A 13009-nucleotide genomic window follows, 5' to 3' on the forward strand; every position below is an offset into this window, starting at 1 on the left:
CCTGCGGCATGACCCGCCCCGTGAGTGCGCCGGAAAGACGGCAACACCACAACAGGGCGGCCATGAAGGTCACGTGAATCAAGGGTGCGATGCGGTCTGAATGGGTTCCAGACGGGCAGCCAGATGAACCTGCTCGATCAGTTCGTCAAGCACGGGTTCGGTCTTCCAGGCTCGCATGTCGTTGATCATTGCCACCACTACCCAGGTGGTATTGTTCTCGTCCCGGGTGTAACCCGCGATGGAACGCACATCCTTGAGCGAGCCGGTCTTGATGTGTCCCATACCGGCCATGTCGGCGTGGCCAAGGCGACGGCGCATGGTGCCGTCCATCGCGACCAGGGGCAGGGAGGCAATCAACTCCGCTGAAAAGCGGCTGTTGAACGCCAGCGCCAGCAGGTCGCCCATCTGGCGGGCAGAAATACGTTCCTTGCGGGACAGGCCAGAGCCGTTTTCGAACACCATGTTGTCGCTGTCGATGCCCTTGTCGGCCATCCACTCGCGAATGGTGCGATCAGCGGCGGCCAGGTCATCGGCATCCTCGGGAGTGCGGTGACGGGAGCCCAGCGTCAGGTACAGCTGGCGAACCATCACATTGTTACTCCACTTGTTGATGTCGCGAACCATGGTCACCAGGTCATGGGAGGAGGTGGTGGCAAGCAGTGTGGTGCTGTTGTCCCGTGGCCGCAGTCCTTCACGAATCTGGCCGGTGAGCGTGCCGCCAAGTTGCTGCCACAGCCCGACCAGCAGGGCCCCGGTGTAATCTGCCTGGTCCAGGATGGACAGGTAGCTGGAGGTGGAGCAGCCTTCCGGGAGGACGCCGGTCAGGGTAATTTTAGTGAGGCCGTCTTCCGTCACCGTCGGGGTGTAATCGAACTGGTAACGGCGAGGGCAGGAGCCGTACTTGCGCGACACGATCTGGTTGTCCAGCTCAACCCCTGCCAGCTGGGGTTCCATCCAGCTGTGGATGCCGCGCTCATCGGCCCGGGAGCGGATGCGCAACACGTTGAGATTGGTCAGCAGTCCATTGGGCTCCACCAGGTAGGGCGCGTTGGGGTTGTCGCCGTCATCATCGAAGGCGGCGATGCCGTTGGGAAGATTGAAGACGCTGCCGTCCAGCACCAGATCGCCCTGGATATGGGCGATGCCCATGGAACGCAGTTCCCTCATCAGCAACCACAGGCGTTCCTCGGTCAGTTTCGGGTCACCGCTGCCCACGTAATAGAGATTACCGTTGAGCGTGTCCCCTTCGATTTTGCCATCGGTGTACAGACGGGTATGCCACTGATGGGTGGGGCCAAGCAGCTCCAGGGCAGCGTAGGTGGTCACCACCTTCATGATCGAACCGGGATTGAAGGGCTGGTCGGCATTCATGAAGTGGGCTTCGCCGGGGCCGTTGAGAGGAACGGCCGCCAGCGCAATATTTTGTTCAGCCAGACGCAGTTGCTGGGCCTTGCCCAGAACCGTCTTGATGATGGGGGTTGGTGTGTCGGCAAAACCGGCACCAGGCCACAGGGCAGCGCAGAGTAAAAGCAGGAGTGCGCCGGTTTTTTTCTGCAATGTCGTCACCCGGACTACGAGCGGCAGCATAGGATTACCTCTGAATGCAGGTGCCAGATGGGCACCAGAGGAAGGGTTGTTGTTGTTTCAGTTGTCGTTGCGGGTGGACAGGCCTGGTTGTGAAGCAACGACTGGAACAGCCTACCGCAAACCTGGCGGCAGGTCAGTGTGCCAGTCGATGCATAAATGTAAATTTCGGCGGACGAAAGTGCCGTTCTATCGCCTTACGCGGGTTTGTGAATACCCACGTCCACCCCTTTGTGCTGCAGGTCGGCGTGATAGGAGCTCCGCACCATGGGGCCAGATGCCACCGAGATGAATCCCAGTTCCTCGGCGATTCGAGCATATTCCCGGAATTCGTCGGGATGGACGAAACGTTCCACTGGGGCGTGGTGCTTGCTGGGTTGCAGATACTGACCAATGGTGATCATGTCCACGTCATGGGCACGCAGGTCGCGGATGGTACCGATTACCTGATCAAAGGTTTCGCCCAGGCCGACCATGATGCCGCTCTTGGTGCTCACGTCAGGGCGACGGGCCTTGTACCGTTTCAGCAGATCCAGTGAGTGTTGATAGCGAGCGCCAGGGCGAATGTGCTTGTACAGCTCGGGGACGGTTTCAATGTTGTGGTTGAACACGTCGGGTGCGGTGGTGCCGAGAATGTCCAGCGCGCTGTCCAGGCAAGGGCGGAAATCCGGAGTAAGGATTTCAATGGTGGTGTCGGGGGTGCGGCTGCGCACCTGGCGGATACACTCGGCAAAATGCTCGGCACCGCCGTCGGCCAGATCGTCCCGATCCACGGAGGTGATGACCACGTAGCTGAGGTTCAGATTCTCCACCGACTCCGCCAGATGCAGGGGCTCTTCCGCATCCAGTGCATTGGGGCGGCCAAAACCCACATCACAGAACGCACAGCGGCGGGTGCAGATGTCCCCCATGATCATGAAGGTGGCGGTGCCGCCGCCGAAGCATTCCGGCAGGTTGGGGCATGCCGCTTCTTCACAGACGGTGTGCAGTTTCTGCTTGCGCAGCAGGGACTTGATGCGCTGAATCTCCCCGTTGGCGGGCACCCGCACACGGATCCAGTCGGGTTTTCGCTGATGGCCGGTTTCCTCGTTGACCATGGGAATGGTGCGTACCTTGTCCGCACCGCGCAGCTTGTCACCGATTTGAACCTTGCGTTTGGCCTGTGCCTGTTCGCTCATGGAAAGTCCGTTGCCTTGGGTGTGGCTGAATGGCTCAGCCAGCAGAAAGTGTGGAAGCCTGATTATACCAGTCCGGGAGGGCCCCTGTCCGTGGCGAAAGGCCCAGACGATTGGCTAATACCGTCACCAGTTGCTGCTCCATTTCGGTGCGGGTCAGTGGGATACCCTGGGCTTGCAGGGTGGTCATCGGTTGCCCCACATGGCCACAGGGGTTGATCCGCTGCCAGGGCGACAGGTCCATATCCCGATTGATGGCGAGGCCGTGGTAGGTGGCGCCGCGACGGATGCGCAAACCCAGGGAAGCGATTTTGGCGCCTTCAACATACACGCCGGGGGCGTCATCACGGCTGGCGGCCTCGACACCAAGCCCGGCGAGGAAGTCGATGATGCCTTCTTCGATGGCGGTCACCATGCCGCGGCTGCCCAGACCAAGGCGTTTTATATCCAGCATCAGGTAAATTACGGTCTGGCCCGGGCCATGGTAGGTCACCTGACCGCCACGGTCGGTTTTCACCACCGGAATGTCTCCCGCATTGAGCACGTGCTCCGGTTTGCCCGCCTGGCCGAGGGTGAACACGGGGGGATGTTCCAGTACCCACAGCTCGTCCAGCGTGTCGGGACTGCGGTTGTCAGTCAGATCACGCATGGCCTGCCAGCAGGGGGCATAGTCCACATGGGGGAAATAGCGGATCAGGGCATCGTTCATGGTGGGAGAGTATAAAGCAAGCTATGAGCTATGACGCAAGGATATCAACGAAGCCGCTGTAGGAGCGGTCGTTCGACCGCGATCCGAGCCTCGGCGAGGTAATGAATGGCGAGCTACCAGAAGCGAGTTTCGAAAGCCAGAACAGAAGCGTGGAAAGCGGTTTGGGTTTTGATCTTCGGGACGGGCTTCTGGAATCCTTACCTCGCTTAGGCTCGGATCGCTCAGGCAAGCTGAGCTCCTACGCGGGGTATAGCGAGGGTTTTACCGATGCAAAAAGGCCCGCCCGGTTTTTCCGGGCGGGCCTTTTTGCATCAGGCATCAGGCATCAGGCGTGTTGCGTGCTGCCTGATGCGTGCAGCAGCCGCAGAGCGGCCATAAAAAAAGCCCGGTGGGGGAACCGGGCTCAAGGCAGACCCCTTTCGGGGTAACAACAGTCAAAAAGGGTGCTGGGTCAGATCAGGCGGTTGCCTGTTTTCTCGTTGACCAGATGCAGATTCAGTTCCTGTACGCCGACGCCGTATTCGATGCCGTCGTCGTCATGAAGTTTGATGGTGTTGAAGGCGTCGAAGTGGACTGCGGGTGCGTTGACCTTCTGGAGAATATTCGGGCTGCGCGGCATGGCCGGGACGATTTCACTGGCGGCAGGCATGGTATCGATGCGGGCTACGGATTCAGCGGAAGGGGAAAGGGTCACGCCGACCAGCACCAGGAGTAGTCCTACAAGACTCAACAGTGAAAGTACTTTCATTGGTTGCCCCAAGAGTTGTTGTTATTAGCATCTACGCTAAAGGGACGAAGAGTTGAAACCAATGCAGGGTTGGTGGGGCTTCGGTGTCTGGCTGTGACGTCCGGTTACGGTGTGTAAGAGGGATATCAATGGCTGTGCAGAAAAAAAACTACGCCCGATGCCCGATGCCCGATGCATGACGCTAAAACAAAAAAACGGCGCATATCCAATGCGTTGCGCAATGTAGATGGATAAGTATTGAAGATCGTGGGGCGGTCTTTGCTTTATCGATGGATCAGCCCCGGCCGGCCCGAAGGCCAGCAGGGAAGGGCTGCGTTTTTCGCGGGTTTGGATATTTGGCCTCAGGCACCCGGTGTCCAGCTTCAGGCGTTAAATTGTCATCTTCACATGGGGGCACTCGTTCAGTGCCTTGTAGATGGCCTCCACCTGCTCACGGTTACGCATGACCACCTGGGCGGTGAAAGACACGAAAGTGCCTTTGCTGCTCGGTTTGCTGGTCAGGTGTGCGTCGGCCTCGAAATCCTCCAGATGTGTCGTGAGGATGTCGATCAACGCGTCTTCCAGGGGCGAGTCGGCGGCGCCCATGATCTTGAGTTGCATTGCGTGGGGAAATTCCCACAGATGTTCCTTGATGGCCATGAATTACTCCTGGTCCTGGTGGCCGCAGAGGCGGCGTTTGAAGGTGACGTAGTGGCGGGCGACCGTTTTCCAGAGTGGGCCGGGTACGCCATCACCCACTGGCGAATTGTTCAACTGGATTACCGGAACGATCTCCTTGGTGGAGCTGGTCACCCAGATTTCGTCCGCCTGGCGCAGCTGACTTTCGGTGATTTCCCGTTCTTCCAGGGGGATATGGTGGCGCAGGCACAGTTCCACAACCAGGTCGCGGGTAATGCCGCCAAGAATCGCGTGGCTCTTTGGTGGTGTCAGCACCGTGCCGTTTTTTACGATGAAGACGTTACTGGCGGAACCCTCGGTCACGAAACCATCACGCAGCAGAATGGCTTCGCTGGCGCCGGCTTCCACGGCCTGTTGGCGCAACAGACTGTTGGGCAGCAGGGAAACAGACTTGATATCGCATCGGGCCCAGCGGATGTCGTCCAGCGTGATGGCCCGTGAACCGCTGGCGGTATCCGGGCTGTCGGCAGCGGGCACGGCAATGCTGCCGGTCATCATGAATACGGTGGGCTGCACCGGCGGATTGGGGAATGCATGGTCGCGCTTTGCGGCGACGCCACGGGTGACCTGCAGGTAGACGGAAAGATTGCCGCCCCCGTTGCGTGCAACCAGTTCTTCACACAGTTTGCGCCACTCTTCGCGACGGTAAGGATTGTCGATGGCGGTTTCCGCCAGGGAACGTTCCAGCCGTATCAGGTGTTCGTCGAAGCGAAACAGCACACCGTTGTAGGCCGGGATGACTTCATAGATGCCATCGGCAAACAGGAAGCCCCGGTCCAGTGGCGAAATATGTGCGTCCTGAGGGGCCATGAAGGCGCCGTTGAGGTAAACCTGTGACATGGGCAGTCCCGGGTATGATCAATGGCCACCTGCACGGCAGGTGGCCCGGAGTTTAGGGGTCTCTGGATAACGCCTTGCGTGCTCAGCGTGGCCTGGAGCGTTCAGCTGTTGTGTCTTGTCTCGATGGTCAGGGTGGATCCCTTTCCGAGAGGCAAGGCGCAGCAGACGGGCGCTCCAGGCCGCGCCCTTCGGGTCTTCCAGGCTGGCCCGCACTCGTTGTTGCCTGTTCTTGAAGGTATGAGCCTTGTCAGGCAACCAGCATGCCTTCAAAAGTGTGCCCCTCTTTACCTTCGCCGAGGGGGCGAACCAGCCTGAAAGACTGAGCATGCAAGGCGTTATTCAGTGGCTCCTTAGAACAATCCTTTGAAGAACATCAGGATATGATGCCAGATCTTGGTCAGGAAACCGGCTTCTTCAATACTTTCCAGTGCGACCAGTGGCTTTTCCACCAGTACTTCATTGTCCATGCGTACGGTGACGGTGCCGTACTGCTGGCCTTCATGGATCGGGGCCTGCAACTGCGGGGTCACGGTGACTTCCGCCTTCAGATTCTCGTGGCTCTCCTTGGGGATCGTCAGTACCAGATCTTCCGCCAGGCCCAGGCGCACCTCGCGCTGCTCTCCCATCCACAGCTCGGCGGTATCCAGAATGTCGCCGGCACTGTAGGCCTTGTAGGTTTCGAAGAAGCGGAAGCCATAGGTCAGCAGTTTCTGGGATTCACGGGCACGAGCCCCCTCGGAATCGGTGCCCATGACGACGGCGATCAGTCGCATGTCCCCGTCCTTGGCGGAGGACACCAGACAGTAGCCCGCTTCTTCGGTGTGACCGGTTTTCAGGCCGTCTACACGCTGGTCGCGCCACAACAGCAGGTTGCGGTTCTGCTGGGTAATGCCGTTGTAGGTAAATTCCTTTTCCGCGTAGGTGTCATAGTGCTCCGGAAAATCACGCACGATGGCGCGGGCCAGAATGGCCATGTCCATGGCGGTGGTGAAATGGTTTTCGGCGGGCCAGCCGGTGGCATTCATGAAATGGGTGCTGTGCATCCCAAGGCGGTCGGCGTGCTGGTTCATCAGGTCGGCAAAGGCATCTTCGGACCCTGCCACGAACTCCGCCATGGCGACGCTGGCGTCATTGCCGGACTGAATGATGATGCCCTTGAGCAGGTCGCCCACACTCACGCGGGTGCCTTCCTTGATGAACATCTTGGAGCCGCCCATGCGCCAGGCCTTCACGCTGACCGGCGCCATGTCGTCTTCAGACAGGTTCCCCTTCTGCAACTCCGCTTCCGCAATGTAGGCGGTCATCATCTTGGTCAGGCTGGCCGGGGGCAGACGCTGTTCGGCATTGTGTTCAACGATCACATGGCCGCTGGAGGCGTCCATGAGCAGATAACCGCGTGCATCGATCTGCGGGGCGCGGGGCACCATGCTGGCGCTGGCCTGCAGGCTAAGGAGCGAAGCAAAAAAAGCAAAAAGCACAAAAAGGGAGCTGCGTATCGACTGGGAGCGCATGGTTATCTGCCTGTAGTTCCTTGTCTTCCTGACAAAATGAATAGGGGGTCGGGTACGCGGAGGTTTGACACCAGGGTGGCAAAAAATTCCGCGAAAGCCGGTTGCTGTACTGAAGTGGTACCGCCAATGATCCAATAATGGCCGCATTTTAGGGCCTGGGTGTCAGAATTTGTACCGCCGGTTCCGGGTTGTCGGACGATGCAGCCGCAACCGTGCCGGTTACGGGGTGACCGGCATGGGACGATCAAAACCGGCATTGGCCACCTGCTGGCGCATTTGCTGGCGGCTGCTGTCATCCTGGTAGGGGCCGATCCAGACCCGAAACAAGCTCTGCTGCTGGCGGATTTCCGATTCCAGTCCCAACTGATCGCGCAGGGACTGACGGAGTCTTTCCGCGCTGCTGCGGTCCTGGAAGGCGCCGGCCTGCAGGTACAGTCGCTGCCCTTGGGCGGTGCTGGCGGAACGGGGTGGCGGACTGTCCACGGCCGCGCGTACGGCGGTGGGTACGGTGTTGCTCTGGTTGTCTGTGTCGGGGCTGAGGGCTTCAACCCGTACCCGACCGGTGCCGGCCTGCTCAATGCCCAGCCGTACCGCAGCAGCCCAGGACAAATCGATGATGCGATTTTCATGGAAGGGACCACGGTCATTCACCCGCACGATGAGATTCTTGCCGTTATCCAGATTGGTCACCCGCACATAGGTGGGCAGCGGCAGACTGCGGTGTGCTGCCGTGAACTGGTACATATCGAACGATTCACCACTGGAGGTGCGGTGGCCGTGGAATTTCTGTCCATACCAGGAGGCATTGCCTTCCGCCACATAGCCGGTGGCATCGGGCAGTACGTGGTAAGTCTTGCCCCACACGCTGTAGCTTTTCATGTTGCCGTATTTGCTGCGCGGTTCCTGTTTGGGTTCCGGTTCGGGCAGGCCGGATACATCCCGGTGCTCATGGGGGGCGGTGTCCTGTTGCAGGCTATAGCGATCCGACCCCGGCGCGCCGGCAGGGTCCTTTTCGGGGGTGGAAGGGGGCGGTGTGCTCACACAGGCGCCCAGAAAGGCGCTTGCGGTAACCAGTGTTGCCAGGCGTTTCATTGCGTGTTCTCCAGCGCGTCGGCCAGCTGTCGGGATAGTTGTAGCACGGCCATGGCGTAGAGGCGACTGTGGTTGTAGCGGGTAATCGTATAAAAGTTGTCAGTGGCCAGCCAGAATTCGGCGCCATCGGTCCCCTGCAGGTCCAGAAGGGCAACGCGGGTGTCGCCGGGGAGATCGAAACAATACTCGCTAGTGATGGCCGCCTGGCAGCTCAGCGGGGTGACCCCGGCCTGGCGGGCATCTGCCAGGTTAAAGCCGGGTTTGTAGCCCTTGCTGGCGAGCGCCTTGAAGCCGTCGCCCTTGATTTGGGCACGGGCGGCCACCGGTAGACCGGGTGTCCACTTGTGCTCACTGAAATAGTTGGCCACTGAACCGATGGCATCCACCGGGTTGTTGACCAGGTCCGTGACTCCGTCATTGTCGAAATCCACGGCGTAGGCCAGGTAGCTGGTGGGGATGAACTGGCCGAAGCCCATGGCTCCCGCGTAGGAGCCGGTAATGGTGTCCGCATCAATATGGGCCTGCTGCTCCAGTTCAAACAGGGCCTTGAGCTGTTTGGCAAAGAAGGTGCCGCGGGGGGGATAGTCGAACCCCAGGGTCGCCAGGGCATCCACGACCCGGTAGGTGCCCATGTGCTGGCCGTAGCGGGTTTCCACGCCAATGATTGCAAGAATGATTTCCCGGGGGACGCCATAGGTCTGTTCCGCCCGCGTCAGCGCGTCCGCATGGGTGGCGGCAAACTCTACGCCCTTCTGTACCCGGCTCTCCTGCAGGAAGATTTTCTGGTAGGTGGCCCAGGTGTGGGTTTTTTCCGCTGGCCGGGCAATGGAGACGAGGATTTTGGGCTGGCATTCCGCGCTACCCAGCACGGTGCGGACGCGCTGCTCGTCCAGGCCCTGTTGCACCAGCTCGGCAATCATGGTCTTGGCAGCAGGGCGTTCCAGATAGCTGCTGTTCTCTGAACAGGTATGTTCCAGCTCGGCCTGGGCCGACAAGGCTGCAAGGGAAAGAAGGGTGCCAATAAGTCCTCGATGAATTCGCCGCAAAGCCGCTACTCCTTGTTGTCTTTTTTACTGCTCCGCGTGTTGCATGTTGCGTGAAGCGTGCAGCGTATTAGTAACTGATCAGACGCCGGTGGGTCTGTATCGACATCAGCATGCCAAAACTGGCCAGCAGGGTAACGATGGAGGTGCCGCCATAACTCACCAGGGGCAGGGGGACGCCCACCACTGGCAGCAACCCGGTCACCATGCCGATGTTGACGAAGACGTAGATGAAGAACGTCATGGTCAGACTCGATCCCAGTAACCGGGAGAAGGTGTCCTGGGCCTGCCAGCTGATGAAGAACCCGCGTCCGACAATCACCAGGTACATGATCAGCAGCAGTATCACGCCAATCAGGCCGAATTCCTCGCTCAGCACGGCCAGAATGAAGTCCGTGGAGGATTCCGGGAGAAAGTCCAGGCGTGATTGGGTGCCGTCCAGCCAGCCCTTGCCATCGATGCCACCAGAGCCGATTGCCGTCTTTGACTGGATAATGTTCCAGCCAGTTCCCCGCGGATCCGCTTCCGGGTTCAAAAAAGTGTCTACCCGGTTGCGCTGGTAGTCGTGCATCACAAAGAAGTACATCAGCGGAGCGGCAGTTACCACCACGATCACCGCCACCGCAATCAGCCGCCAGGAGAGGCCGGCCATGAAAAGGACCACCAGGCCGCTGGCGGCAATCAGGATCGCGGTACCCAGATCCGGCTGCAGACCGATCAGCATGGCGGGCAAACCCAGCAGGATCAGGGCGCCGGCCACATCAATGAGCTTGGGGGGCAGGGTACGTTCACTGAAGAACCAGGCCACCATGGCTGGCACCGCCAGCTTCATCACCTCGGAAGGCTGAAAACGGCCCAGACCCGGTATGGATAACCAGCGCTGGGCCCCTTTGGCTTCGGTACCGGCAACCAGCACCAGTACCAGCAGCACGAGGCCAACGGTGTAAATCACCGGCGCCCAGAAGCGGTAGCTGCGGGGCGGGAACTGCGCCAGTACAAACATGGCGGTGAGCCCGGCACCAAAACGGATGCACTGGCGCACGATCAACTCCATGCTTTCCCCACCGGCACTGTAGAGAACGGTAAGGCCGCCCAGCATGAGCAGCAACAGGCCCGCCAGCAGCGGGGCGTCCAGATGGATTCGCTCGGCCAGCCCGGGAGACAATGAGGCGCCGGTCTGCCCCGGCATCTGGCGGAAGAATTCGCGCTGACTCATGGCGTCTCCTCGGCGGGGGCGTCACTGGGAGCGGGGGCCGGTGGTGCGCTGACCGAGTGCTCGGCAAAGACCGGGGGCACGTTGAATTCCCCCTGCTCATCAAGCAGCCAGGCGTCCATCACTTCGCGGGCCACGGGGCCGGCGGTGGAGCCGCCGTGGCGACCGTTTTCCACCAGCACACCCACGGCAATGGCCGGGTTGTCGGCAGGGGCAAAGGACACCATCAAGGCGTGGTCGAGCATGCGCTCGGCCAGTTCGTCTTCGTTATAGGTTTCGTCCTGGCCCACGGAAAAGACCTGGGCGGTACCGGACTTGGCGGCGATGGGGTACTGGGCGTCTACGGCCATGATACGCGCGGTGCCCTTGGGACCGGTTACGTCCACCATGGCCTGGGTCATCTTTTCCCAGTTGCTCTCATCCTGCAGGACCAGATCCGTGCGTTTCACCGGTTGCCGCTCGCCGGCCAGAGTGGGGATGACCTGCTTGCCATGATTGGCGGTGATCGCCGTTGCGGTGGCCAGTTGAAGGGGGGTGGCCAGCACGAAGCCCTGGCCGATGCTGGCGTTGATGGTGTCGCCGTGGAACCAGGGACGATTGCGGAAGGCTTTCTTCCATTGTTTGGAAGGCATCAGGCCCTGGGACTCGTTATCCAGGTCGATACCGGTGGTCTGCCCGACGGCAAACTGGTTCATGTACTCGTTCATACGATCAATGCCCAGTTTGAAGCCCATGTCATAGAAGTAGGTATCGCAGGATTGCACCACTGCCAGGTGCAGATCCACACGGCCGTGCCCCCAGCGTTTCCAGTCACGATAACGGTGCGGGTCGTTTTCCAGCTGATAGTAACCGGGGTCCCGGATGCTGCGTTGCCAGTTTGTGACACCGGTATCCAGCCCGGCGAGCCCGAGCATGGGTTTGATGGTGGAGCCAGGGGGGTAGCGCCCTTGCAGTGCCCGGTTGAACAGCGGGTTGTCGTGGTCTTCCCGGTAGGCGGAATAATCCTTGTGGGAGATACCGGTGACGAACAGGTTGGGGTTGAAGCCGGGGCGACTGACAAAGGCCAGCACACTGCCGTCACGGGGGTCGATGGCGACCACGGCGCCGCGGCGATCACCGAGCGCGTCATAGGCGGCCTTCTGTACCCGCATGGAAAGGCGTAACCGCAGGTCTTGCCCCGGTACCGGTGGTTGCTCTTCCAGTACCCGCAGAATCCGGCCGCGGGCATTGGTTTCTACCTGGCGGTAACCCACTTCGCCGTGCAGCTGGTCTTCATAGTAACGCTCGATACCGGTACGACCGTAGAAGTGGGTGCCGGCATAGTCCCGTTGCTGATCCAGCGTCATGGCATCCAGATCCTGTGCATTGATCCGGTTTACATAGCCGATCACATGGGAAAAAAGAATGTCGTGGGGGTAGTGCCGTACCGGGTCGGCAGATATACGCAGTCCGGGGAGGCGATGCTGGTTGACCACCAGGCGGGCAATTTCCTCTTCGGTGAGTCGGCCGCGCAGGGGGACCGGCTCCCAGGGGCGGCGGGCGGCGCGGCGGCGCTTTTCGAAGCGCTCCAGGTCGCCTTCATCCAGCTCCACCAGCTTGGCGACTTCCTGCAGCAGTGAATCCAGGTCCCGGGTCTGTTCGATGATCACTTCCAGGGAAAAGTCGGGCCGGTTTTCCGCCAGAATGATGCCGTCCCGGTCGGTGATCAGTCCTCGAGGCGGGGAGACCGCCTGGGTCTGTACCCGATTATTGTCACTGAGGGTGGTATAGCGACTGTGCTCGAACACCTGCAGCCAGATCATGCGGCTGACCAGGATGCCGGTCAGCAGCAACACCAGAAAGACACCCACGACCAGGCGCACGCCAAAAATGCGCTGCTCATGATGATGGTCTTTCAGGGTTAACGGTCGACGCATGTTGGCGTTAGCGCACACTCATATAAAGGTCAGCGATGATAGGGGTGGCCGGTCAGTAACGTCCAGCCTCGATAAAGCTGCTCTGCCAGCAGGACGCGCACCAGAGGGTGGGGCAGGGTCAGCTTGGAGAGGCTCCACCGTTCGTGGGCACTGGCAGACAATTCGGGGCAGAGCCCGTCAGGGCCCCCGACCAGGATGACCAGATCTTGTCCCAGATCTTTCAGTTCACCCAGTTTACGGCTGAGTGCGGGGGTGTCCAGTGCGCGGCCAAGGACTTCCAGTGCCACCGTCTTGGCCCCCGGGTATTTGTCCAGCCGTTTGCGGATAGCTTCGGCTTCACTGCGGATCTGACTGGCGGTGTCACCCTTGCTGCGCTTGGGCATGGGGATCTCTTCCAGTTCCAGGCGCATGTCCGGAGGCATGCGTTTCTGATATTCCCGGAATCCCTCGGTGACCCAATCGGGCATACGGGTGCCCACCGCCAGTAAGAAGATCCGCAT

Annotated in this window: 12 protein-coding genes; all 12 read right to left on the reverse strand. The window is 60.2% G+C overall.

The window, feature by feature from the left end:
- Nucleotides 1-78 precede the first annotated feature (78 nt).
- Nucleotides 79-1587, reverse strand: coding sequence for a D-alanyl-D-alanine carboxypeptidase/D-alanyl-D-alanine-endopeptidase (gene dacB, locus HF945_RS03455; RefSeq protein WP_290524363.1), 1509 nt, complete (start codon nucleotides 1585-1587; stop codon nucleotides 79-81).
- A gap of 194 nt (nucleotides 1588-1781) precedes the next feature.
- On the reverse strand, nucleotides 1782-2762 hold the full coding sequence (lipA, locus tag HF945_RS03460; RefSeq protein WP_290524364.1) for a lipoyl synthase: 981 nt from the start codon (nucleotides 2760-2762) through the stop codon (nucleotides 1782-1784).
- Between the two features lie 34 nt (nucleotides 2763-2796).
- Nucleotides 2797-3468, reverse strand: a complete 672-nt coding sequence (gene lipB, locus HF945_RS03465) for a lipoyl(octanoyl) transferase LipB (RefSeq protein ID WP_290524365.1) — start codon at nucleotides 3466-3468, stop codon at nucleotides 2797-2799.
- 451 nt (nucleotides 3469-3919) lie between these two features.
- Complete coding sequence (locus HF945_RS03470; RefSeq protein WP_290524366.1) at nucleotides 3920-4216, reverse strand: hypothetical protein; 297 nt, start codon at nucleotides 4214-4216, stop codon at nucleotides 3920-3922.
- A 369-nt stretch (nucleotides 4217-4585) separates the two neighbouring features.
- Nucleotides 4586-4855, reverse strand: a complete 270-nt coding sequence (locus tag HF945_RS03475) for a DUF493 domain-containing protein (RefSeq protein ID WP_290524367.1) — start codon at nucleotides 4853-4855, stop codon at nucleotides 4586-4588.
- Nucleotides 4856-4858: 3 nt separating this feature from the next.
- Nucleotides 4859-5734, reverse strand: coding sequence for a D-amino-acid transaminase (gene dat, locus HF945_RS03480; RefSeq protein WP_290524368.1), 876 nt, complete (start codon nucleotides 5732-5734; stop codon nucleotides 4859-4861).
- A gap of 350 nt (nucleotides 5735-6084) precedes the next feature.
- The gene (locus HF945_RS03485) at nucleotides 6085-7245 is read right to left on the reverse strand and encodes a D-alanyl-D-alanine carboxypeptidase family protein (RefSeq protein WP_290524369.1); all 1161 of its coding nucleotides are present in this window, start codon (nucleotides 7243-7245) and stop codon (nucleotides 6085-6087) included.
- Between the two features lie 219 nt (nucleotides 7246-7464).
- Nucleotides 7465-8337, reverse strand: coding sequence for a septal ring lytic transglycosylase RlpA family protein (locus HF945_RS03490; RefSeq protein WP_290524370.1), 873 nt, complete (start codon nucleotides 8335-8337; stop codon nucleotides 7465-7467).
- Nucleotides 8334-9383, reverse strand: coding sequence for a lytic murein transglycosylase B (gene mltB, locus HF945_RS03495; protein ID WP_290524371.1), 1050 nt, complete (start codon nucleotides 9381-9383; stop codon nucleotides 8334-8336). The genes HF945_RS03490 and mltB overlap by 4 nt, the downstream gene beginning before the upstream one ends.
- A 67-nt stretch (nucleotides 9384-9450) precedes the next feature.
- On the reverse strand, nucleotides 9451-10596 hold the full coding sequence (gene rodA / locus HF945_RS03500) for a rod shape-determining protein RodA (protein WP_366492527.1): 1146 nt from the start codon (nucleotides 10594-10596) through the stop codon (nucleotides 9451-9453).
- Nucleotides 10593-12509: a penicillin-binding protein 2 gene (gene mrdA, locus HF945_RS03505; protein WP_290524372.1), complete on the reverse strand. Its 1917-nt coding sequence runs from the start codon at nucleotides 12507-12509 to the stop codon at nucleotides 10593-10595. The genes rodA and mrdA overlap by 4 nt, the downstream gene beginning before the upstream one ends.
- Before the next feature lie 29 nt (nucleotides 12510-12538).
- Nucleotides 12539-13009 (reverse strand): 23S rRNA (pseudouridine(1915)-N(3))-methyltransferase RlmH, encoded by a 471-nt coding sequence (gene rlmH / locus HF945_RS03510; RefSeq protein WP_290524373.1) that lies wholly within the window; start codon nucleotides 13007-13009, stop codon nucleotides 12539-12541.

The organism is Alcanivorax sp., from assembly GCF_017794965.1.
Taxonomy (GTDB): Bacteria; Pseudomonadota; Gammaproteobacteria; order Pseudomonadales; family Alcanivoracaceae; genus Alcanivorax.